The sequence below is a fragment of the Embleya sp. NPDC020886 genome (assembly GCF_044333915.1).
Lineage (GTDB): Bacteria > Actinomycetota > Actinomycetes > Streptomycetales > Streptomycetaceae > Embleya.
Genome location: NZ_JBIRRX010000006.1, coordinates 245,017 through 270,750 on the forward strand (window position 1 = coordinate 245,017; position 25,734 = coordinate 270,750).

A 25,734-nucleotide genomic window follows, 5' to 3' on the forward strand; every position below is an offset into this window, starting at 1 on the left:
GACCTTAGAACCAGTTATTTCCAAATGGAAGTACTTTCTCGCCGCGGCAACACGGCGAAATCCAGCCCCTCCGCCCGAGCCAGGTACACCTGCCGACGCGGCGGCCCCAACGGTGAGCGCGCCCAGGCCCCACGCGCCGCGTCCGACCCCCCGTCCAACAGCCGATCCACCGCCGCCGCCAACCCGCTCGGCGCGAGCGCGCCCCGCGCGGCCAACGCCGCGACCAGATGCAGCCCGTCGTACAGGCCCTCCGCGTAGGCGTCCAACACCGGCGCCTGCGGACCGAACAACGACCGGTGCCGCTCGGCCAGACCCAACCGGCGATCGTCGGTCTGCGACGCGAACGACTGCATCACCGCGTACATCGCGCCGGTGTCGTCCCCGCCGTACGCCAACAGCCCGTTCTCCTCCAGCGAGCCGGACAGCCGGACCAGGATGCGATCCAGCCCGGCGTGCCGCAACGCCCGATTGAAGTCGACCAGATCACGGCCGATCAGGCTGAGCAGCAGCGCGTCGGCCCGGGTGCTCCGCAGGCCCGCGAACAACTCGTCCAACCCGGTCCGCACCGCGCCGAAGCCCACCCGCCGCTCGTACACCACACTGCTGCGCGCGTCCGCGATCAACCGGCCGGCGGCGGCGTGGATGGCCTGCGGCCAGATGTAGTCGTTGCCGATCAGCGCCCACCGCCGCAGCCGATGGTGCTCGGTGAGCCACCCGATCGACTCGCGCAGTTGCCGCATCGGGTCGACACCCGTGCAGACCACCCCGGGCAACCGGCCGCCGCCCTCGTGCGGCGGGGTGAAGATGTACGGCGTCCGGCCGCCGACCACCGCCTCGATCGCGCGATGCACGTCGCTGGTGTGGAAACCGACCAGCACGTCCACCGCGCCGGCGTCGCCGAGCATCCCGACCTGCGCCGCGACCCGGTCGGGCGGGCCGCCGGCGTCCACCAGGACCAGCTCCATCGGGCGGTCGCGCACACCGCAGGCCGTGTTGATCTCGTGTGCCGCGAGCAGCGCCGCATCCACCGCGGAGGGCCCGATGATCCCCAGCGCACCGGACTGGGGCACCACGAGTCCCACTCGAAGCACCTGGGGATCCCGGTCGGAATACAGCGCGTCGAGCGGCTCGATCAGGACTGTCTCGACGCTCATAAGGCGAGTAAGTATGCTCCTGGGAACGGCCTGGCGAAGGGGTGATGAGCATGTCCGCCGGCGAAATCGCAGAGCGAGCCGTCGCGCCGCCGCTCCTGGTCGAGCTGCTCACCCTCGCGCAGCGCCGCCTCACCCGCACGCTGACCCACGCGTTGGCCGAGGAGGACTGCACCTTCGACCAGTGGCTCGTGCTGCGCGCCCTGGGCGACGGCGAGGGCCGGCTGATGGGCGATCTGGCGCAGCGCCTGCTGATCCCGCACGCCAGTCTGACCCGGATCGTGGACGCGCTGGTGGACGACGGCTGGATCTACCGACGTCAGTCCGGCATCGACCGCCGCCGGATCGCGGCCCATCTGTCCCGACGCGGCCACGATCGCCTGACCCGGCTGAACGCGCTGGCCGAGGCACACGAATCGGCCGTACGAACCGCGTGCGCGAGCGAGGATCCGGCCACCCTGCTCGCCTTCCTGGCCGAACCACGGACCGACTGACGGCGCGTCGGGCCACCCGTCGCCCCCGTCACCGCCCCGCCAAATACCGCGCGGTCACCCCCACCCCCGCCGTCGCCACCTCCGCAGGCACCCCGCTCGCCACGATTCGCCCACCATCGGCCCCACCACCCGGGCCCATGTCGATCATCCAGTCCGCACCCGCGATCACGTCCAGGTCGTGTTCGACCACCACCACCGTGTTGCCCGCGGCGACCAACCCGTGCAATTGACGCATCAACAATTCGACATCCGCCGGATGCAGTCCGGCCGTCGGCTCGTCCAACAGATACAACGTGTGCCCACGCCGGGCCCGTTGCAGCTCGCTCGCCAACTTGATCCGCTGCGCCTCGCCGCCGGACAGCTCGGTCGCCGGTTGGCCCAGCCGCAGATAGCCCAGGCCCACCTCGCGCAGTGTGGTCAGGCTGCGCGCGGCGGCCGGCACCTCGGCCAGGAAGTCGGCGGCGGCGTCCACGGTCAGCCCGAGCACGTCCGCGACGCTCAGCCCCCGGTAGGCGACCTCCAGCGTTGGCGGGTTGTAGCGCGCCCCCCGGCAGGTCGGACACGGCGCGTACGTCCCCGGCAGGAACAGCAGCTCGACCGCGACGAAGCCCTCGCCCGAACACGTCTCGCACCGCCCGCCGTCCACGTTGAAGGAGAACCGGCTCGCGGTCCACCCACGCTCGCGCGCCGCGTCGGTGTCCGCGAACAGCTTGCGGACCGTGTCGAACAGACCGGTGTAGGTGGCCAGGTTCGAGCGCGGCGTGCGCCCGATCGGTTTCTGGTCCACCCGCACCAGGCGGTCGATCACCTCCAGACCGCGGACCGCTCGGATCTCGCCGGACTCCTGCCGACGTTCCTCGTCCTCCTGCGCCCGGGTGCCCAGGTGCTCCGCCGTCACGTCCGCCAGCACCCCGCCGATCAGGCTGGACTTGCCCGCGCCGGAGACCCCGGTGACCACCGTGAACACGCCCAGCGGCAGCCGCACGTCCAGGTCGCGCAGATTGTGCAGCCGCACCCCGGTCAGCGTCAGCCAGCCGGTCGGCGACCTCGGCTCCCGAGCCGGCGGCGGACCCGCCGGGAACAGGAATCGGCGGGTCGCCGAGTCGGCCACCGCGCGCAGCCCGTCCGGGGGACCGCTGTACAGGATCCGGCCGCCGCCCTCGCCCGCGCCGGGCCCCACGTCCACGAGCCAGCCCGCCCGGCGGGCCACCGCCATCCGGTGCTCGACCACGAACAGCGAATTGCCCGCCGCGCGCAGCCGATCGAGCACCACGAGCAGCGCCTCGGTGTCCGCCGAGTGCAGCCCGGCCGACGGCTCGTCCAGCACGTACACCACCCCGAACAGCCCCGACCGCAACTGGGTGGCCAGCCGGAGCCGCTGCAACTCGCCCGAGGACAGGGTCGGCGTCTCCCGATCCATGCTCAGATAACCCAGGCCCAACTCCACCAGCACCGCGATCCGGGCCACCAGGTCGGCGCAGATCGTCGCGGCCGGCTCGCCGGCGTCCCCCGCACCGGCCAACACCTTCGCCGCCTCGACCAGCGGCAGGGCGACCAGCGCGGCGATGTCGAAGCCGGCGAAGGTCACCGCCAGCGAAGCCGGGCGCAGCCTTCGGCCGTGGCACACCGGACACGGCCCGCTGGTCAGGAAACGCTCGACCCGCTTGCGCTGCGTCGCGCTCTTGGAACTCGCGAACGTCTTCAGCACGATCCGCCGCGCGCTGCTGTACGTGCCCTGGTAGTCGCGTTGGATCCGGCTCGCGTCGCGCACCGGGTGCACGGTGACCACCGGTTGGTCGTCGGTGAACAGGATCCAGTCCCGCTCGACCCGGGGCAGTTCGCGCCACGGCCGGTCCACGTCGTAGCCGAGCGTGGCCAGGATGTCGCGCAGATTCTTTCCGTACCAGGCACCCGGCCACGCGGCGATCGCCCCGTCCCGGATCGACCTGCTCGGGTCGGGGACCAGCGATTCCTCGCTCACCTCGTGCACCCGACCCAGGCCGTGACAGTTCGGGCAGGCGCCGGCGACGGTGTTCGGCGAGAACGCGTCCGAGTCCACCGGCTCCGCGCCGGGCGGGTAGTCGCCGGCCCGGGAGAAGAGCATCCGCAACGAGTTGGACAGCGTCGTGAGCGTGCCCACCGTCGAGCGCGAGGTGGGCGCGGACCGCTGCTGACGCAACGCGATGGCCGGCGGCAATCCGCTGATCTCGTCCACGTGCGGTGCGCCGACCTGCTGGATCAGCCGCCGGGCGTAGGGCGCGATCGACTCGAAGTAGCGCCGCTGCGCCTCCGCGTACACCGTGCCGAAGGCCAGCGAGGACTTGCCCGATCCGGACACCCCCGTGAACACCGTGAACACGTCGCGCGGGATGTCCACGTCCACGTTTCGCAGATTGTGTTCGCGCGCCCCGCGCACCCGGACGAACGGATCGTGCTCGGTCATCACACCGCTCCCTGCGCCACCGGCCGAAGGTTGTCCTATGCCCGCCGAACGGTGATCCACAACCGTCGCGGACCGACACCGGGAGCGCGCCCCGCCCTCTGCCACCCGGGATCGAGGACCGGGACGCACTGGTGATCGTCGGGCTCCGCCACTAACGTCGGCGCGCGCCGGATGGTCCGGGGCGGTCGGGCGGTGGCAAGGGGGCGGCGATGGGGCTGGAGGCGGTCGAGCCGCGGACGCCGGTGTTGGTCGGGGCCGGGGTGGCGCGGCAGCGCTCGGCCGAGGCCGGGGCCGGCGTCGGCGAGTTGGAGCTGATGGCGCGGGCCGTCGAGGAGGCCGCCGAGGGGTCGGGCGCGCTGCTGCGGGCGGTCCGGCAGGTGCTGGTGCCGCGCGGGACCTGGCGGCACGGCGATCCTGGCCGCTGGCTGGCGGACCGGTTCAAGATCGTGGACGCGCACAGCACGTTGGCCGAACTGGGGGTCCTGCAACAGTCGTTGATCACCCGGGCATGTGCCGAGATCGCCGCCGGGCAGGCCGACGTGGTGCTCGTCGTGGGCGGCGAGGCGGCGCATCGGCGACTGCGCGCCCGGATCGCCGGGCTCGAACTCGCGGATCCGGTCGCGGAGGGTGTCCCGGACACGGTGTGGGCGCCCGGCGCGGACATCCTGGCCCGGGTCGAGATCGATCGCCATCTGGCGGTGCCCGCGCGGCAGTACGCGGTGATGGAGTCGGCGATCGGGGCCGCTCGGGACCGGTCGCCCGCGGACGACGCGCGCGAGATCGCCGCGTTGTGGGCGGACTTCTCGACGGTCGCCGCCGACGCCGGGCAGGCGATCCGGGGCCGCGCGGTGCAGCCGGACGAACTGCTGGCACCCACCGGCCGCAACGCGTGGTTGGCGAGCCCGTACTCGAAGTGGCACTGCTCGCAGATGAACGTCGACCAGGCCGCCGCGCTGCTCCTGTGCTCGGCCGAGGCGGCGCGCCGGTTCGGGGTGGCCCGGGACCGGTGGGTGTTCCCGACGGCCGCGGCCGAGGCGAACACCATGGTGCCGCTGGTGGCCCGGCCGGACCTGGGCCGCTCGCCCGGATTCGCCGAGGTCGGCGCGGCACTGGGCGCGGGGGTGCGCGACGCGACGCACCTGGACCTGTACAGCTGCTTCCCGGCGGCGGTCCGGATCCAGCGGCACGAGCTGGGTCTGACCGGGCGCCCCGGCCGGGAGTTGACCGCGACGGGCGGGATGGCGTTCGCCGGCGGGCCGCTCAACAACTACGCGTTGCAGGCGACGGTCGAGGTGACCCGACGGGTGCTCGCGGGTGGCGACGGGTTGGTGACGAGCGTGTCCGGGATGGTCACCAAGCAGGCCGGCGCGTTGTGGTCGGATCGGCCGGCCGCCGACGGGTTCCGGGCGATCGACGTGCGCGCGCAGTTGCCGAGCCGCCCGGTGGACCCGGACTACGCGGGCCCGGCCGAGGTGGTGGGCTGCACGGTGGCGTTCGAGCAGGGCGAGCCGGCGGTGGCGATCGCGGTGGTCGAGGGAGCGGGCGGCGTGCGGTCGGTGGCCTCCTCGACGGACGCCGACGTGCTGGCGTCGATGCGCACCGACCCGTGGGTCGGTCGCTCGGTACGGGTGGGTGGCGAGACGTTCTCGATCTGAGCCGTGGTGTTCGGGTCCGACCCGGCGTGATCGGAGCACGTCGGGGCAGGTGACAGGGCGTGGGATCGCCGGTGGCGCGGGCGGGGCGCCGCTGCCGGTGCTTTCGAGGAACGTCGATGACAGTGACCATCCCGTTGGGATGCCGTGGGGGGACACGATGGTCAGGGTTCTTCTCGCCGAGGACATGCTCATGCTGCGCCGGGCGCTGGTGTCGCTGCTCGAACTGGAGCCCGACATCGAGGTCGTCGCCGAGGTCGATCGCGGAAATCTCATCCTGCCGGTGGCGCTCGAGGTACGGCCGGAGGTCGCGGTGTTGGACATCGATCTGCCGGGTCTGGACGGCATTCGGGCGGCCCGGCTGCTGCACGAGCGGTTACCCGAGTGCCGCACGGTGATCATGACCAACCTGGGCCGGCCGGGCAATCTGCGGCGGGCGATGGCCGCGCACCTCTGGGGGTTCTTGCTCAAGGACGCCGATCCGGACCAACTCGCCGCCGCCATCCGCACGGTGGCCGCCGGTGAGCAGGTGATCGATTCGCGGTTGGCGGTGGCGACGTTGCAGGCGGCGGAGAATCCGTTGAGCGCGCGGGAGACCGAGGTGTTGCGGTTGGCCGCCGAAGGGGTGGACGTGCCGGAGATCGCGCGCGGCCTGTTCCTGTCCGCCGGGACGGTACGCAACTACCTGACCACGACGGTGACCAAGCTCAACGCCCGCAATCGCATGGACGCGGTGCGGATCGCGCGCGACTCCGGCTGGTTGTGACGCGCGTCGACCGGTCGTGCGGCGGCGTCCGCCTCGCGTCGATGCCGTCGTTGATCGGGGTCGGCCGCACCCGGTCGCGGTGCCGGTCGCGCCGATACCGACCACGTCAACCGGGCCGACGCGTGCCCGGTCCGCCGCGAAATGACCGTCCGAACCCGCGAGTTCCCGGTACGCCGAGACGGGGTTCGAAGGCAAGGCCGGGGGCATTCGGTCGTGCGCCGTTCACGATTTCCCTTCCGTCCTCGGGGAAGTCCTGCGATCGGGCCGAGATATCCCGGTCGGTCCAGGGGCTGCGCGTTCGACCGGCGGATACACGTGGCCGGCCGGTTTTCGTCGGTCGGCGATGCGCCGAGATTTTCGACGACCGGTTTCTCGCGGCCGTCGGGGAAAGTGCCGCAGTGGCGGGCAGGTGGACTCGGGTGGGCGGAAGGGCAATGGTGTTCATGGTGGCTCTCGGGGGGTGGGCGGGCGGCGTGCCGGGCCGGTGTGTCCGAAGCCGGCGACCGGACCGGGCACTTCGTCGATGACGAGGGAAGTCTTCCTCCGCGCGCCGTGACCACGTCCGCGACGCGCTGCGGGTTTCCATCGGCCGGAGGGTGAACTCCGGGCATACACAACGGATATCACGAATGCAGCACCCGCCCGATGGAACACGTATTCGATCCGCGCCCCATCGATTGCCGCCGCCGCGCATTCACGCGGAAATCCCGGGGCTCGGCCATAAACCGTGCTGATCGAAACGAACGCAAGCCCTTAACGCCCGACCCCCTGTACACCCCCTTCGATTTCTAGCCTGGAAGCATGACTTCACCCATCGCTCACCCGGAAGCGGCCCCGCCGGATTCGCGGCGCTGGATCGCACTGGCCATCGTCATGACCGCGGCGTTCATGGATCTGCTCGACGTCACGATCGTCAACGTCGCACTGCCCTCCATCCAGCGCGACCTGGACGCCTCCACGAGCCAGATCCAATGGATCACCGCGGGTTATGTGCTCGCGTTCGCGGCCGGCCTGATCACCGGCGGCCGGCTCGGCGACATCCACGGGCGCCGGCGGATCTTCCTGATCGGTGTCACCACCTTCACCGTCGCCTCCGCGCTCAGCGGCTGCGCGGTGAACGCGGACATGCTGGTCGCGTCCAGGATCCTGCAGGGCGCCGGAGCCGCGATCATGGTCCCGCAGGTCCTGTCGATCGTGCACGCCACCTTTCCCGCGCACGAACGTGGCAAGGTCTTCGGCCTGTTCGGCGCCATCGTCGGCATGGGCGGGGTCTGCGGACCGCTGCTGGGCGCGCTGCTCACCGAGTGGAACATGTTCGGCCTCGAATGGCGGACCATCTTCCTGATCAACGTCCCGGTGGGCATCGCCGGCCTGGTCCTGGGCCGCAAGTACATCACCGAGTCCAAGGCCGCCCGCGCCCTGCATCTGGACCTGGTCGGCGTCGGCCTGGTCACGCTGGGCCTGCTGATGTTGCTGTACCCGCTCACCCAGGGCCGCGAGCTGGGCTGGCCGCTGTGGGGCTACCTCTCCATGGCCGGTTCGGTGTTGGTGTTCGCCGCGCTGGCGCTGTACGAGCGGGCCAAGACCCGTCGGGACGGCTCGCCGCTGGTGGAGCTGTCGCTGTTTCGGGTGAAGAGCTTCAGCGCCGGGATCGCCGTGGAGTTCGGCTTCGGTGTCGTGTGCGGCATGTTCTTCCTGGTCTGGACGCTGTACATGCAGGTCGGACTGGGTTGGAGCGTGCTGCGCGCCGGTCTGACCAGCCTGCCGTTCTCGCTGGCGGTCGCCGCCGCGGCGGGGGTGTCGGTGCAGAAGTTGGTGCCGCGGTTCGGCCGCAAGGTGCTCCAGGCCGGTGCGCTGGTGATGGGTGCGGGCATGCTGATCTACCTGTGGGAAGCGGACCGGTACGGCACCGGGATCGCGACCTGGCAGATGGCGTTGCCGCTCCTGGTGATCGGCCTCGGCATGGGGCTGATCGTGGCGCCGCTGACCAACGCGGTGTTGTCCGATGTACCGCGCGAGCACGCCGGATCGGCGTCCGGACTGATCAATACGACGCTCCAGATGGGCAACGCGCTGGGTCTCGGCCTGACGTCGGTGGTCTTCTTCCGGTTGATCGACGACGGCCTCGCGCCCGAGAAGGTGGGGCCCGCGTTCGTGAACGCCTTCGAGAACTCGCTGCTGTGGGCCGCCGTCGTACTGGTCGCGATCTTCGTGCTGATGTTCGCGCTGCCGGCGCGCCCCGCCGTCGATCCGTCGCTGGAGGCCGAGGCCGCGGCGGCTCCGGCGGACGGCCCCGCCGAGGACGCACCCACCGAGTGGAAGTCCCGCAACGGCACGATCGGCGCGCCCCGCTGACCACCTGTCGCCGGGCCGATGCGGTCGCAGGACACCCCCGCGCCCACGTACCGCCATCCGAGGACGGCGGTACGTGGGCGCGGGGGTGTCCTGCTCGGTCAGGCCGGGGTCTCGGCCATCCCCGCGGACAGCGTCGTCCCGTCGATCGGGTCGATCAGCAGGAACGAGCCCGTGCGCCGGGAACGCGCGTACGGGTCGAGGACGACCGGCTCGACGGTGCGCAGCACGACCGTGCCGATGTCGTTGGCGACGAGTTCACCGGGGGAGGGCCGGTGTGCGAGGTCGTCGAGGTTCAGCCGCGAGGGGATCTCCTCGACGATCGCCCGCACCGTCCTGGTGGTGTGCCGCAGCAGCACCCGTTGGCCCGGCGTCAGCGGCCGTTCGTGCAGGTGGCAGACGGTGCCCCGAACGTCGCGGGTGGGGGCGGGCGCGGTGTCCTCGGGGGCGAGCAGATCGCCGCGGGAGACGTCCAGGTCGTCGGCCAGCCGGACGGTCACCGATTGCGGCGCCCACGCGGTGTCCACCGGTTCGCCGAGAGCGTCGATGCCCTCGACGGTGCTGACGCCGCCGGACGGCAGCGTGCTGACCCGGTCGCCCACCCGCAGCACGCCGGAGGCGATCTGGCCCGCGTAGCCCCGGTAGTCCGGGAGCTCGGCGGTCTGCGGACGGATCACGTACTGGACCGGGAAGCGTGTCGGGTCGCCGTCCGGGTCCCGGGTCACCGGTACCGTCTCCAGGTGTTCGAGCAGGGTCGGCCCGCTGTACCAGTGCATCGCCTCGCTCGGCTCCACCACGTTGTCCCCGGTCAGCGCGGAGACCGGGATCGCGGTGACCCGGGCCACCCCGAGCGCGGCGCAGTAGGCGCCGAACTCGTCGGCGATGCCCGCGAAGACGGTCTCGGACCAGTCCACCAGGTCCATCTTGTTGACCGCGAGCACCACGTGCCGGACTCGCAACAACGCGGCCACGGCGGCGTGTCGCCGGGTCTGTTCGACCACGCCGTGGCGCGCGTCGACGAGCACCGCGGCCAGCTCGGCGGTGGACGCCCCGGTGACCATGTTGCGGGTGTACTGCACGTGCCCGGGAGTGTCGGCGAGGATGAACCGGCGGCGGGGCGTGGCGAAGTAGCGATAGGCCACGTCGATCGTGATGCCCTGCTCACGCTCGGCCCGCAGGCCGTCGGTGAGCAGGGCCAGATCGGGTGTGTGCCGCCCCCGGTCGCAGGAGGCCCGCTCGACCGCTTCCAGTTGATCGGCCAGGATCGACTTGGAGTCGTGCAGGAGTCGGCCCACCAGGGTGGACTTGCCGTCGTCCACGGAGCCGGCGGTGGCGAAGCGCAGTGTGTCGACGTTCATCAGAAGTAGCCCTCTCGCTTGCGGTCCTCCATCGCGGCCTCGGACATCCTGTCGTCGGCCCGGGTGGCGCCCCGCTCGGTCAGGCGGGACGCGGTGATCTCGTCGACGACCTTCTCGACGGTGTCGGCGTCGGAGTCCACCGCGCCGGTACAGGACATGTCGCCGACCGTGCGGTAGCGCACGCGCCGGCGCTCGGTCGGCTCGTCCTCGCCCGGGCCGCCCCAGTCGCCCCGCGTCAGCCACATGCCGGCTCGGCGGAAGACCTCGCGCTCGTGCGCGTAGTAGACGGCCGGGAGTTCGATGCGTTCCCGGGCGATGTACTGCCAGATGTCCAGCTCGGTCCAGTTGGAGAGCGGGAAGACCCGCACGTGCTCGCCCGGCGCGTGCCGCCCGTTGTAGAGCTGCCACAACTCCGGCCGTTGCCGACGCGGATCCCAGCCGCCGAACTCGTCGCGCAGCGAGAACACCCGCTCCTTGGCCCGGGCCTTCTCCTCGTCCCGCCGGCCGCCGCCGAACACCGCGTCGAAGCCGTGCCGTTCGATCGCGTCGAGCAACGGCACGGTCTGGAGCGGATTGCGGGTGCCGTCCGCACGCTCGCGCAGTTCGCCGGCGTCGATGAACTCCTGGACGGACACCACGTGCAGGCGCAGTCCGTGGCGGGCCGCCGTGCGGTCGCGGTACTCCAGGACCTCGGGGAAGTTGTGGCCGGTGTCCACGTGCAGCAGCGCGAACGGGGGCACTCCCGGCGCGAAGGCCTTGAGCGCGAGGTGCAGCATCACGATGGAGTCCTTGCCGCCGGAGAACAGGATCACCGGCCGCTCGAACTCCCCGGCCACCTCGCGCAGGATGTGCACCGCCTCGGACTCCATCGCCTCCAGGTGCGCGAACGGATACCCGTTGTCGGTGCCGTCGGCGCGGTTCGCCGCGACGGTCATGCCGATCCCTCCTCGATGAGCAGTGCGCGCAGCGTCGCCGCGGCCTCGGATCCGTGCGCCGGGTCCGCCGCGGTCGACGGTCCGGTCGAGTCCGCGTCGGCGCCCACCCGCACCTCCAGGTAGCGGGTCCCGCTCTCCAGGTGCCAGGCCCGCACCCGGGCCCGGGTCGCCGCGTCGGGGGCGGGCACCGTCACCAGCACGGTGGTGCCGTTGCGGGCCAGGACGTGTGCGACTCGGCCGATCCGCAACGCCTGCCCTCGGCGATCGGCGCCGGAGGGCGTCGGGTCGGTGCCGACGACGCGGTCCAGGGCGGCATCGCTCAGGATCTCCACCCGACGGTGGGCGCGCCGCAACGAGCGGGCCGCGGCTCGGGCGAGCCGGTCCCGGTCCGCGCCGGGCGGCCCGGTGAGCCAGACGGTCGCACCCGGCCGGCAGGTGCAGTACGCGGGTGTGGTCACGACGCACACCACGCTCGGACGGCGGCGGTCAGGATCGTGCCCGCCGCGCGGAACTCCGCCGCGTCCAGCCGTTCGTGCGGGGTGTGGTCCAGCTTGGAGTCTCCCGGGCCATAGGCGACCATGGGGATGTCGTGCCAGGTGGTGGCCAGTGTGTTCATGTCGCTGCTGCCCTTCTTGAGCAGGAATCGCGGCGTGGTCCCGGCGGCGCGGAACGCGCGTTGGAAGAGCTTCACCAGCGGGCTGGAGCGCGTGGTGGACACCCCCGGGGTGGCCCGGACCACCTCCAGCGCGATCGGCGCCAAGGGCAGTGCGCGCAGCGCCGCGAGCAGGTCGTCCACGGCCAGGCCCGGCGGCACGCGCACGTCCACCGTCGCCTCGCCGCGTTGTACGTCGCCGCGGTTGAGCGCGTGGACGCCCAGCACCGCGGTGAGCGCGTCGGGGTTCAGTCGTTCCACCTCGGCGCGGACCGCCCGCAGTCCCTCGACCATGCGATCACCGGCCGTGCGTACACCCTTTCCGGCGGTGTGTTCGGTGTGTTCGGACATGCTCAGCCGCAGCTTGACCAGGCCGTAGTAGCCGATGGTGAGCGCGCCCGCGCCGCTGGGTTCGCCGATCACGACCGCGTCGGCGGGGTAGTGGTCGCGGGCGTGGAAGGCGCCGGCGCCGGTGATCTCCTCCTGCACGGCGCCGATCACGCGCACCTGCGCGTCGTTCGGCACTTCCAGGTCGGCCAACGTACGCAGGTAGGTCACCAGGCTCGCCTTGGCGTCCACGCAGCCGCGCCCGGTGAGCACGTCGCCGTCCCAGCGCACCGGCCAGCGGTGCGGCACGGTGTCCAGGTGGCCGAGCAGCAGCAGTCGGCGCGGGCCGGTGCCGCGCGTGGCCACCAGGTTGCCGGCCGTGTCGATCCGGGCATCGAGATCGTGAGCCGCGCACCAGCCGGCGAGATACTCGGCGAGTTCACGTTCGTCGTGCGAGACCGAGGACAACTCCACTGCCCGGGACAGGAGTTCGAGGTCGGGGTCGGGCGCGGGGGCACGCCAGAACCGGGTCGCGCGGGTGGTGTCGAGGGTGTGCGGACCGGTGATCGCCACGTCGCAGGTGCCGCCGAGGGCGATCTCCGCGGCCCGGACCTTGTGCCGCATCCGGCCACGTGCGTAGCGCTGTCCCTGTCCGGGCAACAGGTCGCGCAGCGTGCCGGTCCCCGCCTCGGGGTCGGCCAGCAGTCCGGCCGTGCCGGTGACCAGGCGCAGGTGGTCGGCGTCCAGGGCCCTCGCCGCCTCGGCGGCCAGCACGTCGGCGTCCACGTTCAGCGCCACGCCCCCGTCGGCATCGGCGACCGGCGGGGACAGGCACACCACGTCGAAGGTGGCCAACAAATCCGTCAGGCGCGCCGTGTCGACCCCGCTCACGCGTCCCACGCGCTGATCGCGGACCACGCGGGTGCGCCCGTCCTCGACCACCCGCAGGGGGCCCACGGCGGTGGCGCGCACGAGGCCGGCGGTGCGGGCCGGGGCGGCGAACACCGACAGGCCGCGTCGGGTCAGCGCCTCGTCCACGCGCGGCAGCGTGAGCTGTTCGTAGGCGGCCAGCAGGTGTGGCAGTTCGGCAGGCGGACAGTAGCGCACGGTATCGCCCGAGCGCAGCGTCAACATCCGCACGTCGCGTCCGATCCGGGCGTAGTGCTCGGTGATGCCGGCCGCGCCGCCGGCGATCACCAGCAGCCGGGCCCCACGACGGCGCAGCGCGAGGATCTCGTCGTAGAGCGATTCGTGCGCGAGCGTCGCGCTGCCCAGCTTGAGCACGTACAGGGCGGCGTCGCGCGCGCGGGTGCTCCCGCTCGGTGCGGCGGACATGCGAGGACTCCTTCGGTGGGTCGGCACGCGTGTGGCCACGCGCGGGGGTCGATCACGTCACGAGGCCCGGGCCCGGTCCCGGCGCCGGGCCGCGGCGGTGCCGGTGTACAGCGAGCCCAGCGCGGCGACCGCGGCCAACAGGAAGGTCGCGGTGTAGCCGACCTCGGCGAGCAGCCCGCCGACCAGCCCGGCGAGGCCGACCGCGAGGTCGAAGAACGAGGAGATGGCGCCCAGTACCGCGCCGCGTTCGGATTCCGGCGGGGTGTCGATCGCGATCATCGCCAGCGCCGGATACAGCAGGGTGAAGCCGCCGCCGGCGATCAGTGCGCCGGCCGCCGCGACCCACAGCGTCGCGGCGAACGCGATCAGCACCAGGCCGAGCGCCTCCACGCACGCGGACACCACGATCACCGGCAGCGCGCCGACCCGATCGGGCACCCGCCCCGCGACCACCCGCACGCCCACATACGCCGCGCTGAACACGCTGATCAGCAGCGAACCGTTGCCGATCCCGCGGTCCGTCAACGCCAGCGCCCCGAAGCTCGCCACCGCCGCGTATCCGAACGCGCCGAAGCCGAGCGAGAGGCCGGGCAGGATCGCGGCGCGCGGCAACAACCGGGCGGACGCCGCGACACCTCGGCGGGTGTCGTCGGGCAGTCGGATCAGCACCGCGACGGCGACGGCGGGCAACACGGCGGCGACCGTCCACACCGCGCCGTACGAGCCGGTCCGGTACGACACTTCGCCCACCGCCGGTCCCACCGCCAGGCCCGCCCACATCGCCAGTCCGTAGAACCCGACCACCTGGCCGCGCCGGTCGACCGGGGTCAGGGCCACCGTCCACACCGATCCGGCGGTGAACAGCAGGGCCTCGCCGACACCGAGCACGAACCGGGCCGCAAGCAACCCGAACAGGGTCGGCGGCAGCGCGTACAGCCCGCCCACCAGCACGATCAGCGCCGCGCCGAGCGTCATCACCGGGCGGCAGCCGCGTTGTTGGGCCAGCCGCCCGGCGTACGGCCGCACCAGCAGGGCCACCACGCCCGAGACCGTGAACGCGACGCCGACCTCGAAGGGTGAGCCGTGCAGTTCCCGGGTGACCAGTCGAGGGATGAGCGTGATCGCCGCGCCGATCGCGACGAAGGAGGTGAACAGGGCGAGCAGGACGCCGGCGAAGGTGCGCGCCCAGGGTTGCGCCGACCGGGCGCGGGCGCAGGCGGTATCCGCCCCGGGCCGGGACGCGGGCGCCGACATCAGCCGATTCCCCGCGAGTTGCCGCCGTCCACCACCACGACCGAGCCGGTGACGTACCCGGCCTGCTCGGCGGCCAGGAAGCAGACCAACGCGCCGAGGTCCTCGGCCCGGCCGATCCGGCCCAGCGGAATGTCCCGGGCGACCTCGGCGAGCCGTTCCTCGACCCGGTCGCCGTACTGCACGTCCAGGATGGGTGTCCGGTGGAAACCGGGGGCCAGCACGTTCACGGTCACCCCGGCCGCGCCGAACGTGTGCACCAGGCCCTTGGCGAAGCCGAGCACCCCGAGCCGGGCCACCGAGGAGAGCCCGCTGCCGGGGTGGGGTTGGCGCACCGACTCCGAGGTGATCATCACGATCCGGCCCCAGCCCGCCGCGGTCAGGTACGGCGCCGCGGCGAGCGCGAGCGACACGTGCGGGAGCAGGTTGCCGTCGACCGCCTGTCGGTACTGCGCGACGGTGAAGCTCTCCACCGGGCCGAACGGCACACCGCCGGAGTTGCTCACCACGATGTGCAGGGCACCGAACTCCTCGGCGGTGCGCCGGACCCAGCCCGCGGCGGCCTCCTCGTCGCGCAGATCGATCGAGTCGGCCAGCACCCGGCCCTTGCCGCACGCGTCGATCTCCTCCCGGGCGCGGGCCAGTTTGTCCGGGTCCCGTCCGCAGATCGACACGTCGGCGCCCTCCGCGGCCAGCGCACGCGCGACGGCGAGACCGATCCCGCTGCCGGCCGCGGCGACGAGCGCGGCGCGGCCATCGAGTCCCAGATCCACGGTCGGCTCCTATCGTTGCTCGGCGGCGGTCGCCGGGACCGGCTCCGCCGGTGCCTTCGTCGGGTGCGCCCGATCGCCGTGCCCGGGCAGCAGGGGATAGCCGTAGCGGCGCAGCAGCGGCGCGGTCAGTGCGGTGACGGTGGCCCGGTCGCGCGGAGCCAGTTCGGTGCGCCACCGCTCGTCGGGACGGATCTCGGTGAGGCCCTGCCGCAGTCGATCCGGGTTGCCGGTGACGGTGTGGTTGCCGCTCAGGTGCACCCGGCCCCGTGCGTCGACCGGCGGCTCGTCGTCGAGTCCGGCGAAGCGCAGCACGTCGGTGAGTACGTCCGCGGGCCGCGCGCACAGGTCCTCGTGGCGCACCCGCAGGTAGCGGCCCACGGCGGTGGCGCCGACCAGTTCGGACGCCAGGTTGAAGGCGTTCCAGTAGCCACTGCTGCGGACCGGGCTCATCGGGTCGATGTACTGCTTGGCCCGCCGATAGGACAGCGCGGTGGCCCGGGGGTCGCGCACGATGTGCAGGACGCGCACGTCCAGGTCGCGGTGGCCGAGCAACGCGGCCGCCTCCGCCGGATACTTCGAGCCGTCCACGATCAGCCGGCCGGCGCCCTCGTCGACGAGCCGGCGATGGATGCGCGCGGTGCGGTCCAGGAGTTCGTCCACTCCCGGGGCCGCAGGCACCTGTCCGCGGGCCTCGGCGAGCCGGGTGCGGACGTGCCGGGTGCGCAGCAGCGCGTGTTGTCGCATGGCCGTGCGTCGCGCGGTCGCCTCCGGCCCGGTGCCGTCGCTCTCCTCCAGCACACCCGACCACAGCGGGCACGTGCGCAGGCTCGCGCCGCAGCCGCAGGTCGAGTTGCTGCCCCGGCCCAGCACGCCGTTGCGCCACAGGTAGTGCAGTTCGCCCACGTGCCGGACTTCGGGCAGTTCGCCCAGGATGTTGCCCAGGAGCGTGCTGCCGCTGCGCATCCAGCCGGTGATGTACAACACGCGTGGGGATCGGTCGGCCATCGCGAGCACACTCCTTTCTCAGTCGCGGGTGAGCAGCAGGAAGTGCTGGGGTAGGTGAACGGCCAGGCCCACGCGGGTGGTTGCCTGTACCACGTCGCCGCCGTCGGGTCCGACGCCGCGACGCAGCGCGAGCGCGGCCACGTCCGGGACGAGCAGGGTCGCGGCGGCGCGGAAGTCGCCGAGCAGTACCCGGTCGCGCGGGATCATCCGGGTCCGGGAGATGGTCACGCCCGCTCGGGCCAGCAGGTCCAGCGTGCCGGTCTTGACCAACTCCCAGTAGGTGAACGGGTGTACGACGATGCCGTCGCACGAACCACCGGTCTCCTCGACCTCGGCGGCGGCGCCGGTCAGGTCCTCGGCCAGGTTCGCGCCGAGCCGGCCCTGCCGGCTCTCGGGCAGCGTGAGCAGGCCGGGAATCGCCTTGTCCTCGCTGCCGTGCAGCAACGTCTCGTTCTCCACCACGGACAGCCGGACCAGCACGCGGTAGTCCACGAAGGACGCGAGCAGCGCGGGCTCGTCGAGCAGCCCGCGGGGGAGCGGTACGGACACCGTCAGGTCGGTGAGTTCGGCCTGCTCCAGGCGGGGCACGAAGGCCCCTTCGGGGGTGCTGCGATAGGAGGTGCCGGCCGCGGCGCGCGTGCGGGCGGGCGGCTCGTGCACGTACGGCACCCGACGGTCGGGCACCGACGCACTCTTGAGCAGGTGCCGCACCGCGTAGCGCGGTCGGGTCGCGAACAGCGGGAAGACCGCGGGCAGATGGGCCCGGAACGGGACCACCCGATCCTCGGCGGCGGGCACGCCGCCCATCGCCCAGGCGAATTCCTCGCCGGGACTGCGGGTGCGCAGCCCGGGGTCGGCGAGCGTGACCCGGACTCCCTGCTCGACGGCGGGCCCGGCGGCGGCTCCCTGCATGGCGACTCCTCGGCTGGATTCGAACTCGGGAAGGTGCCCGAGTAATCGACATTAGGCGCGATCTTCACCGCCGGGGGTCGCCGTCGAACGCGTGTTTTTATGACCCGGATAAGTGCGCGTGATTTCTCCGGACACGCGGGCCGGTGCATACTCGACGAAATGGCCGTCGGCGCCGCGTCGGCAAACGCCCGGTTTTGTGGCGTCGGTCCCCACCGAATGCCCGTTTGCCCGTATGCGCATCGCGCACGACGCACGTCGTCTGCCCGCTCGGCACCGGATCATGCCACGCGATGGCATATTCGCATTCGGCTGTGAAAACTTCATGCCGAAGACGTGAAACGTACCGTGGAACGGCCTGCCGGCGCCCCGTAGGCTGGTTTCGGCCGGCCATACGACGCCGAAGGCACGGAAGCCGGTGGGGTGCAATGTGTCAGGTTTATAGATCTTGTTGCCGCACAGCATCACCTTGGCCCCGTTGCCACCCGAGCGTCAGGTGTGTGGCAAGACCCTTCATGGATGTGAGTGGAGAATGCATCACGACCTGCAAGTCAATCGACTGAGGGCTCTGTTGACCGTGGTCGACCTCGGCGGTTTCCGCCGGGCCGCGGAGGCTCTGCACATCACCCAGCCCGCCGTCAGCCAGCAGATCCGGCAGCTCAACGGTCTGATCAAGGGTCCGATCTTCACCTCGACCGGGCGCAACCTGCGGCTCAGCCCGCAGGGCGAGGAACTCCTCGGCTATGCCCGGCGGATCGTCGCGCTCAACGACGAGGCGGTGGAGCGTTTCGTACCGGCCACCGGGCACGAACGGCTCTCCATCGGGATCGTCAATCAACTCGCCGAGGCTTTACCGGAGTTCCTTCGGCTGGTCACCCGCAGGTTGCCGCAGGCGCAGGTGAGTGTGCGCACCGGCCTGAGCGAGGTGTTGGAGACCCAGGTGGCCACCGAGCAACTCGACCTGGCGCTGCTCCTGCAGACCCGCTCGGACGTAACGGTCGCCACCAGTCGCGGACTCGGCCACCTGCGGATGGACTGGTTCGGCCAGCCGGCGCACGGTGAGAACGCCGCGCTGCCGCTGACCCTGTTCACCGAGCCGTGCACCATGCGCGCCCGGATCGTGGACGCGCTGGACGCCTGCGACGTGCCATGGCGGATCTCCTACGAGGGCCCCGAGTTGGTCGGCCTGCGCGCGGCGGCGAAGGCCGGTCTGGGGGTCGCGTGCCTGGTGGCCAACGGGGACGAACTGTGGGACCTGCCCAAGGCGGTGCGTCCCGGGCTGCCCGCCCCGCCCGGACCGTTGCCGGTGACGATGGCCTTTCCCTCCGCTCTGGCCCCCTCGAACCTGCCGGCCATCGCGGAGAAGGCCTTTCGTCGGGCACTGCTCGGCTATCCGTTCGTGGACGCCCCGCCCGCCCCGGAGCCGGGCCGCGCGGACCGCGGCGACGCCGGCCGGATGCTCGCGCACCGGTAGCCGGCCCCGCGTCGCGACCGGGACGGAAGCCCGGGTCGGGCGCGGCCCCGCCGGGATTCACCGATGGCCGGCTAACCGCGGCAGGCGGCCGCCGCGCCGACGTCGCCGCCGTGCGCGTCGAAGACCAGACCGGTGACGGGCGCGGCCCGCTCGCTCGCCAGATACGCGGCCAACGCGCCGAACTCGGCGCGCTCCCGGCCGCCTTCGCCGCGGATGCGGTCGGCCACCCGAGCGATCTCGGAAGCTGCCCCGGGATCGCCCCACAACCGGGGGCCGGCACCGGGCCCCGCGCCCGGCACCAGCACGTTGGCCGTCACGCCGGTGCCGTCCAGAGTGTCCACCAATCCGCGCAGATAGCCGATCAGGCCCATCCGGGCGAGGCCGGACAATCCCTCGCGCCCGTGCGGGCGACGCGTCCTCGCCGGCGCGATCAGCAACAATCGGCCCCAGCCGCCGCGCTTGACGATGGGCAGCGCGGCCAGCGTCGCGCTCACGTGCGGCAGCAGGTTCGCGTCGATCGCCGCGCGATAGTCGGCCAGCCGGAACCCGTCCACCGGACCGGGCGTGATCGGGCCGGAGTTGGTCACCACGATGTCCAGACCGCCGAAGTTGTCGGCGGTGCGGCGTACCCATTCGGCGACCGCGCAAGGATCGTAGGGGTCCACCGGCATGCTCAGCACGTCGCCCGGCCCCAGCGCGTTGACCTCGACATGTGCGCGGGCCAGCCGGTGCGGGTCCCGGTCGCAGATCGACACGTGCGCGCCCCGCACGGCGAGGCCCTTGGCCGCGGCCAGGCCCACACCGGCGCTCGACGCCACGACCATGGCGACACGGTCTCGCGGTCGAACAATCATGATCGGGCCTTTCGGTGTCATTCTTGCGGCGGCGAATCGCCGAGGCGATTCCATCCGGGAAATACTAATCGCGAAACGACCGGTTGTACCGGAGCCGGCAAGCAGGGCTGCTTATGCGAAAATCCCTCCCGGTTATGACGGGTCGACCATAAGGATTCGCTTTCGGTTCGATCAGATTTCCTCATTGGCATTTACCGGGGAAATCGCGTTACGGTTTATCAGTGGCAACCAGCCGCCCGGGTCGAGATCGCCCGGATTTCACCGCCACAGTCGGAGGTCGAACCCATGCAGCAGGCCGTGCACGCCCCCGAGTGTCCCGAATGTGCGACGACGGTGACGCTCGACGAGGACGCCAGGGTGAGCGAGATCATCGAGTGCGTGGACTGCCGGAGCGAGTTGGAGATCGCGTCCGTGAAGCCGCCGAAGGTCGAGCTCGCGCCCGAGGTCGAAGAGGACTGGGGCGAATAGTCGGAATCGGAGGGAGGGATTCGGTCGATGACTTCGATCCGATCAGCGGTGAACCGGTCGGCGACAACGACGCCGGCCGCGTCCCCGCGGCTCGCCGTGCTCGCGTCCCGGGTGCGGTTCGAGGAGAAGAGCATCATGACCGCCCTCGACCGACGCGGGATCGCGTTCGAACATCTCGATCCCCGCACGCTGTTCGTCGCGAGCGGCACGTCGTACACCGGTCCCCGGCTGGTCCTCAACCGCGAGGTCGGGCACTTCCGGGCCCTGTACGCGGCGAGCGCGCTCGAATCGGTGGGGGTGACGGTGGTCAACAGCGCCGCCGCCACCCACCTCGCCGGCGACAAGTGGTACACCTCGGCGGCCCTGCTCCGACACGGGCTGCCCACGCCCAGGACCGCGCTGGCGATCACGCCCGACGCGGCCCTGGCCGCGCTCGAGGAGATCGGATATCCGGCCGTGCTCAAACCGCTCGTCGGCTCCTGGGGGCGACTGGTCACCCGGGTCACCGACTCGACGATGGCCGGCGCCGTGCTCGAACACATCGCCGCGATGCCCTCCCCGCAGTCGCACGTGGTCTACGTGCAGGAGCAGGTCGCCAAGGCCGATCGCGACATCCGGATCCTGGTCGTGGCCGGCCGAGCGCTCGGCGGTACGTACCGCCGAAGCACCGAATGGCGCACCAACGTGGCGCGCGGCGCGGTGAGCGAACCCCTGGCGCCGAGCGCCGAGCACGCCGAACTCGCGGTCGCCGCCGCGGCCGCCGTCGGCACGGAACTGGCCGGAGTCGATCTGATCGAGGACCTGGAGGGAGGACTCACCGTGCTCGAAGTCAACGACCGGGTGGAGTTCACCGGACTACAGGGCGCCCACGGCCGCGACCTCGACGTGGCCGGCGCCATCGCGGACCTGCTCGCGGCCGGGATGCGGACGTGATCCGGGTCGGGGTCGTCGGGGCGGCCGGATACATCGGCGGCGAGCTGCTGCGGCTGCTCACCGTGCACCCCGGGGTCGAGCTCGCCGCCGCCACCTCGCGCACGCTGCGCGGCAGGCGGATCGACGGGGTGCACCCGAACCTGCGCGGGCGGACCGAACTCGACTTCTGCTCCGAGGAGCAACTCGACTACTACGACGCCCTGTTCCTGGCCACCCCGCACCGCGAGACGATGCGTCGGATGCCGGAGTTCCTGGAGCTCGCGGACACCGTGATCGACCTGTCCGGGGACTTCCGCCTGCACGACAAGGACGTGTACGCCGACTACTACGGCGTCTCGCACACCGCGCCGGACCTGTTGGAGACGTTCGTCCCGGGACTGCCCGAGTTCCACCGCAGGCGACTGCGCACGGCGCGGCGGATCAGCGTACCGGGCTGCATGGCCACCGCCGGGATCCTTTCGCTGGTCCCGCTCGCCGAGGCCGGGCTGATCCGCGGCGAGGTCACCATCGACGCCCGCACCGGCTCCAGCGGCTCCGGCGCCAAGGCCGGCCCGGAGAACCTGCACGCCGAACGAAGCGGCGCACTGCGGGTCTTCGCTCCCACCCGGCACCGACACGAGGCGGAGATCGCCCAGGCCGCCGGGCTCTCGGTACGGATGACCGCGACCGGGATCGAGGCGATTCGCGGCGTGCAACTCGTCGGCCGGGCCCACCTGGTGCCGGGCGCGGACGAGCGCCGGGTCCGCGCCGCCTACCGCTCCCGCTACGCCGCGGAACCCTTCGTGCGCGTGGTCGCCCACCGGCGCGGCATGCACCGCTTTCCCGAGGCCAAGATCCTGGCCGGCTCGAACTTTTGCGACGTCGGTTTCGCGCTCGATCGCGGTTCGAGCCATCTCACCGTGATCGCGGCACTGGACAACCTGGTCAAGGGCGGTGCCGGCAACGCGGTCCAGTGCCTGAACGTCCGGTTCGACATGCCCGAACGGCTCGGCCTGGAGTTCACCGGGTTGCACCCGAACTGAACGTCGGAATCGGCGACATCGCGCACCAACCACACCGACCCAGGCGAGAGGAGCCAGCGATGAGCAGCAGTCCCGCGACCCTGCCCGGTCCCGTCCCGCCGGGCCGGCACGATCGACCGGGTCCGGCCGGAGAACCGGACCCCACGGCGGATGCGATCGAGGTCGCCGGCCGGATCCGCGCACACATCGTGGACATGTGCGCCGGCCCCGAGGGCGGCCACCTGGGCGGCTCGATGTCGCTGGTCGAGGTGCTCGCCACGTTGTACCTGCGGGTACTGCGGATCGACCCCCGTGTCCCGGAGGCACCGGACCGCGACATCCTGCTGCTGAGCAAGGGCCACGGCGGCATCGGCCTGTACGCGACGTTGTGCGAGGCCGGCTTCTTCGCCCCCGAGCGGCTCGCCGAGTACGCGCGGCCGGGCAGCCCGTTCATGGCCCACCCGCACCCGGAGATCCCCGGCGTGGAGATGCCGTCGGGTTCGCTGGGGCACGGCCTGGCCCTGGGCGTCGGCTTCGCGTTCGCGCACCGGTTGGAGGAGGGCGAGCGCCGCTGCTTCGTGGTGCTGGGCGACGGCGAGTTGGAGGAGGGTTCGGTGTGGGAGGCCGCCGCCGTGGCGGGCAACCACGGGCTGGACCGGCTGACCGCGATCATCGACCGCAACGGCCTGCAGATCACCGGCGGGACCGAGTCGGTCGGCGGTCTGGAACCGCTGGCGGACCGCTGGCGCGCCTTCGGCTGGCACGTCCACGAGGTGGACGGCCACGACATCGACGCGCTCACCCGGGTGCTGGCCGCGCCACCGGTGCCGGGCCGACCCACCCTCGTCCTGGCGCACACGGTCAAGGGCAAGGGCATTCCGTTCGTCGAGGGCCAGGCCCGCAGCCACTACGCCCGACTGGGCGAGCGGCAACAGCGGCGCGCGCACGCGGCGTTGCGCACGCAGACCCCCGGGGAGAGCCGATGAGCACCGCCGCCACCACCGCCGAACCGACCCCGAACCCGACCGCGGCGGCCGAGCCCCGCTCCTCGCGTGAGGTCTACCGCGACATCGTGGCCGAACTGCTGCCCGGCGACGAGCGGCTGATCTGCCTGGACACCGACACCGGCCTGTTCACCGGCGTGGACTTCGGCACCGGGCAGGACCGCTACCTGAATCTGGGCATCGCCGAACACACCCTGATGGGCGCCGCCGCAGGGCTGGCCCGCGAGGGCCGGATGCCCTTGGTGAACACGATGGCGGCGTTCGCCGCGTCCCGGGCGCTGGAGGCCGTCAAGCTCGACATCGCGCTGAACGACCTGCCGGTACGCATCGCCGCGACCCACTCCGGCGTCTCGGCGGGCCACCTGGGCCCCACCCATCACGGCCTGGAGGACTTGGCCGTGATGCGCACCCTGCCGAACATGACCGTCGTGGTGCCCGCCGACGCGGCCGGCACCGACACGCTCTTTCGCCAGGCACTCACGCTGCCCGGACCGGTCTACTTCCGAATGGGCCGCAACGCCACCCCCGACCTGCCCGCCGGACCGCCCCTGGAACTGGGCCGGGCACAGCGGCTTCGCCACGGCACCGACATCACCGTCGCCGCGTGCGGACCATACCCGGTCCTCGCCGCCCTGGCCGCGGCCGACGAGTTGAGCGCCGAGGGCATCTCGACCGGCGTCCTGCACGTACACACCGTCAAACCGCTGGACACCGCCGCCCTCGCCGCGGCGGTCCGCCCCGGCGGCACCGTGATCACGGTCGAGGAGCACTGGCGCACCGCCGGCTTCGGCTCCGCCGTCGCCGAGGCGCTGACCGAACTCGTCCCGGTGCGCGTGCGTCGCGTGGCCATGCCGGACGCGTTCGTCTCGGTCGCGGGCGGCCAGCGGTATCTGGTCGAGCGGGGCGGCATCACCGCCCGCGCCATCGCCGCGTACGCCCGTTCGGCCGTCGACCCGACCCGAAAGGACCTGTGATGACCGGCTCGTACCGAGCGAACGGCTGGTGGCGCGAGGAAACCGTCCTGGCCGACCTGCGTCGCGCGGTGGCACGCCATCCCGACAAGGACGCCCTCGTCTGCTACCAGGACGACACCGTGGTGACCCTCACCTACGCCGAACTCGCCCACCGAGTCGACCGGTTCGCCGCCAACCTGGTGCGTCTGGGCGTTGGCCCCGGCGATGTGGTCACCCTGCAACTGCCCAACTCGTGGCAGTTGGTGGCACTGTGCCTGGCCTGCGCGCGGATGGGCGCGGTGGCCGGCCCGGTCGTCCCGGTCATGCGCCGGCGCGAAGTGGAGTTCATGACCGGCCTCACCGAGAGCCCGCTCTACATCGCGGCGGCCGAGTTCCGCGGCTTCTCCTACGCCCGGATGAGCGCGGAGGTGGCGCGGACCGTGCCCACCCTGCGCGGGCGCGTGCTGCTCGGCGCAGGCGGCGACGAAAGCGCCGACGGAGCACTGAGCTTCGAGCGCGAACTGGTCGAGCGCGAACCCACGACGGCCGAACTGGCCGCCCTGGACACGCTGGAGGCCGGACCCGACGACGCCGCGCAGGTGATGTTCACCTCGGGCACCACCGGCGAGCCCAAAGGCGTGGTGCACAGCCACAACACGCTCTACGCGATGAACAAGGCGCAGGCCGACGTGCTCGGACTCACCCCCGACGAGGTCACCGCGATGGGCTCGCCGACCTCCCACCAGGCGGGCTACACCTGGAACTTCGTGATGCCCCTGCTGCTCGGCGCGACCGCCGTCCAGGTGGACGCGTGGGATCCGGCGCCGATGTTGCGCGTGCTGGAGGAGCATGGGGTCACCTTCTTCATGGGCGCGCCCACCTTCCTCTCCGACCTGATCGAGGCACAGCGCACCTCTCCCCGGGACCTGTCCGCGCTGACCACGTTCGCCACCGGTAGCGCCCCGATCGCGCCGATGCTGGTCGAGGACGCGCGCGAGACCCTGGGCTGCCGGTTGTACGCGCTGTGGGGCATGACCGAGAACGGCTGTGTGACCATCACCCGTCCCGAACAACCGGCCCTGCGCGCCGCCGAGAGCGACGGCACCGCGGTGCCGGGGATGTGGGTGCGCATCGTCGACCGCGACCACGGCGGACCCGTGGCCGAGGGGGAGTCCGGCCTGCTCCAGGTGCGCGGTGCCGCGCAGTGTCTGGGCTACTTCCGCCGCCCCGAGGTCTACGCGGCGTCGGTCACCGAGGACGGCTGGTTCGACACCGGCGACCTGGCCCGTTCGGACGGGCACGGCGGTATCCGGATCACCGGGCGGGTCAAGGACTTGATCATGCGCGGCGCGGAGAACATCCCGGTGGTCGAGGTGGAGGCCGCGCTGCTGCGCCACCCCGCGATCAAGGACGTGGCGATCGTCGGCTATCCGGACGCCCGGCTGGGCGAACGCGCGTGTGCGGTGGTGGTCCCGGCGGGACCGGCGCCGACGCTCGCCGACCTTCAGGCCCACCTCGCCGGCCTGGACATGGCCAAGCGCTACTGGCCCGAGCGGGTGGAGATCGCGACCACGCTGCCCCGGACGCCGTCCGGGAAGGTGCAGAAGTTCGCCCTGCGCGACCGGTGCCGACAAGCCTGAGGAG

22 protein-coding genes are annotated in these 25,734 nt (G+C 72.0%); 11 read left to right on the forward strand and 11 right to left on the reverse strand.

What is annotated here, in order from left to right; genetic code table 11:
• Positions 1-14 precede the first annotated feature (14 nt).
• A complete protein-coding gene (locus tag ACH4U8_RS23170) occupies positions 15-1,154 on the reverse strand; it encodes a substrate-binding domain-containing protein (protein WP_395779834.1) in 1,140 nt (379 codons plus the stop codon).
• 50 nt (positions 1,155-1,204) lie between these two features.
• Between ACH4U8_RS23170 and ACH4U8_RS23175 the strand changes: the two genes are divergently transcribed.
• Positions 1,205-1,645, forward strand: a complete 441-nt coding sequence (locus ACH4U8_RS23175) for a MarR family winged helix-turn-helix transcriptional regulator (RefSeq protein WP_395779836.1) — start codon at positions 1,205-1,207, stop codon at positions 1,643-1,645.
• Between the two features lie 28 nt (positions 1,646-1,673).
• Here the strand turns inward: ACH4U8_RS23175 and ACH4U8_RS23180 are convergent, their stop codons facing one another.
• The gene (locus ACH4U8_RS23180) at positions 1,674-4,088 is read right to left on the reverse strand and encodes an ATP-binding cassette domain-containing protein (protein ID WP_395779838.1); all 2,415 of its coding nucleotides are present in this window, start codon (positions 4,086-4,088) and stop codon (positions 1,674-1,676) included.
• Positions 4,089-4,297: 209 nt separating this feature from the next.
• On the opposite strand from ACH4U8_RS23180, the gene ACH4U8_RS23185 reads away from it, so the two are divergent.
• From ACH4U8_RS23185 to ACH4U8_RS23195, 3 genes are all read left to right on the forward strand, one after another.
• A complete protein-coding gene (locus ACH4U8_RS23185; protein WP_395779840.1) occupies positions 4,298-5,743 on the forward strand; it encodes a hypothetical protein in 1,446 nt (481 codons plus the stop codon).
• 157 nt (positions 5,744-5,900) lie between these two features.
• Complete coding sequence (locus tag ACH4U8_RS23190) at positions 5,901-6,506, forward strand: DNA-binding response regulator (RefSeq protein WP_395779842.1); 606 nt, start codon at positions 5,901-5,903, stop codon at positions 6,504-6,506.
• Positions 6,507-7,307: 801 nt separating this feature from the next.
• Positions 7,308-8,861, forward strand: coding sequence for an MFS transporter (locus tag ACH4U8_RS23195; RefSeq protein WP_395779844.1), 1,554 nt, complete (start codon positions 7,308-7,310; stop codon positions 8,859-8,861).
• A 98-nt stretch (positions 8,862-8,959) separates the two neighbouring features.
• Here ACH4U8_RS23195 and ACH4U8_RS23200 read toward each other — a convergent pair whose 3' ends face one another.
• The 8 genes from ACH4U8_RS23200 to ACH4U8_RS23235 are packed head-to-tail and all read right to left on the reverse strand — an operon-like array spanning position 8,960 to position 17,406.
• The gene (locus ACH4U8_RS23200) at positions 8,960-10,216 is read right to left on the reverse strand and encodes a sulfate adenylyltransferase subunit 1 (RefSeq protein WP_395779846.1); all 1,257 of its coding nucleotides are present in this window, start codon (positions 10,214-10,216) and stop codon (positions 8,960-8,962) included.
• Positions 10,216-11,151: a sulfate adenylyltransferase subunit CysD gene (gene cysD, locus ACH4U8_RS23205; protein WP_360321642.1), complete on the reverse strand. Its 936-nt coding sequence runs from the start codon at positions 11,149-11,151 to the stop codon at positions 10,216-10,218. The genes ACH4U8_RS23200 and cysD overlap by 1 nt, the downstream gene beginning before the upstream one ends.
• The gene (locus ACH4U8_RS23210; protein ID WP_360321639.1) at positions 11,148-11,609 is read right to left on the reverse strand and encodes an adenylyl-sulfate kinase; all 462 of its coding nucleotides are present in this window, start codon (positions 11,607-11,609) and stop codon (positions 11,148-11,150) included. The genes cysD and ACH4U8_RS23210 overlap by 4 nt, the downstream gene beginning before the upstream one ends.
• On the reverse strand, positions 11,606-13,465 hold the full coding sequence (locus ACH4U8_RS23215; RefSeq protein ID WP_360321636.1) for a M20/M25/M40 family metallo-hydrolase: 1,860 nt from the start codon (positions 13,463-13,465) through the stop codon (positions 11,606-11,608). Before ACH4U8_RS23215 ends, ACH4U8_RS23210 begins: the two co-directional genes overlap by 4 nt.
• A 57-nt stretch (positions 13,466-13,522) precedes the next feature.
• Positions 13,523-14,719 (reverse strand): MFS transporter, encoded by a 1,197-nt coding sequence (locus ACH4U8_RS23220; protein ID WP_395779848.1) that lies wholly within the window; start codon positions 14,717-14,719, stop codon positions 13,523-13,525.
• Entirely contained in the window at positions 14,719-15,489 is a 771-nt protein-coding gene (locus tag ACH4U8_RS23225) for an SDR family oxidoreductase (RefSeq protein ID WP_360321630.1), read from the reverse strand. The genes ACH4U8_RS23220 and ACH4U8_RS23225 overlap by 1 nt, the downstream gene beginning before the upstream one ends.
• Before the next feature lie 9 nt (positions 15,490-15,498).
• Positions 15,499-16,494, reverse strand: coding sequence for a sulfotransferase (locus tag ACH4U8_RS23230; RefSeq protein ID WP_395779850.1), 996 nt, complete (start codon positions 16,492-16,494; stop codon positions 15,499-15,501).
• An 18-nt stretch (positions 16,495-16,512) separates the two neighbouring features.
• A complete protein-coding gene (locus ACH4U8_RS23235) occupies positions 16,513-17,406 on the reverse strand; it encodes a family 3 encapsulin nanocompartment shell protein (protein ID WP_395779852.1) in 894 nt (297 codons plus the stop codon).
• A gap of 529 nt (positions 17,407-17,935) precedes the next feature.
• Between ACH4U8_RS23235 and ACH4U8_RS23240 the strand changes: the two genes are divergently transcribed.
• On the forward strand, positions 17,936-18,877 hold the full coding sequence (locus ACH4U8_RS23240) for a LysR family transcriptional regulator (protein ID WP_360321621.1): 942 nt from the start codon (positions 17,936-17,938) through the stop codon (positions 18,875-18,877).
• Between the two features lie 71 nt (positions 18,878-18,948).
• On the opposite strand, the gene ACH4U8_RS23245 is transcribed toward ACH4U8_RS23240, so the two are convergent.
• Entirely contained in the window at positions 18,949-19,701 is a 753-nt protein-coding gene (locus tag ACH4U8_RS23245; RefSeq protein ID WP_360321618.1) for an SDR family oxidoreductase, read from the reverse strand.
• A 315-nt stretch (positions 19,702-20,016) separates the two neighbouring features.
• Here ACH4U8_RS23245 and ACH4U8_RS23250 point away from each other — a divergent pair, with 315 nt between their 5' ends.
• The 6 genes from ACH4U8_RS23250 to ACH4U8_RS23275 are packed head-to-tail and all read left to right on the forward strand — an operon-like array spanning position 20,017 to position 25,730.
• The gene (locus ACH4U8_RS23250) at positions 20,017-20,199 is read left to right on the forward strand and encodes a lysine biosynthesis protein LysW (protein ID WP_395779854.1); all 183 of its coding nucleotides are present in this window, start codon (positions 20,017-20,019) and stop codon (positions 20,197-20,199) included.
• 27 nt (positions 20,200-20,226) lie between these two features.
• Complete coding sequence (locus ACH4U8_RS23255) at positions 20,227-21,132, forward strand: RimK family alpha-L-glutamate ligase (RefSeq protein WP_395779856.1); 906 nt, start codon at positions 20,227-20,229, stop codon at positions 21,130-21,132.
• Positions 21,129-22,154, forward strand: a complete 1,026-nt coding sequence (gene argC, locus ACH4U8_RS23260) for an N-acetyl-gamma-glutamyl-phosphate reductase (protein WP_379988103.1) — start codon at positions 21,129-21,131, stop codon at positions 22,152-22,154. Before ACH4U8_RS23255 ends, argC begins: the two co-directional genes overlap by 4 nt.
• A gap of 59 nt (positions 22,155-22,213) precedes the next feature.
• The gene (locus ACH4U8_RS23265) at positions 22,214-23,119 is read left to right on the forward strand and encodes a transketolase (protein ID WP_395779858.1); all 906 of its coding nucleotides are present in this window, start codon (positions 22,214-22,216) and stop codon (positions 23,117-23,119) included.
• Positions 23,116-24,111, forward strand: a complete 996-nt coding sequence (locus ACH4U8_RS23270) for a transketolase family protein (protein ID WP_395779860.1) — start codon at positions 23,116-23,118, stop codon at positions 24,109-24,111. The genes ACH4U8_RS23265 and ACH4U8_RS23270 overlap by 4 nt, the downstream gene beginning before the upstream one ends.
• Positions 24,111-25,730 (forward strand): AMP-binding protein, encoded by a 1,620-nt coding sequence (locus tag ACH4U8_RS23275; RefSeq protein ID WP_379988101.1) that lies wholly within the window; start codon positions 24,111-24,113, stop codon positions 25,728-25,730. The genes ACH4U8_RS23270 and ACH4U8_RS23275 overlap by 1 nt, the downstream gene beginning before the upstream one ends.
• The last annotated feature ends 4 nt before the right edge of the window (positions 25,731-25,734 follow it).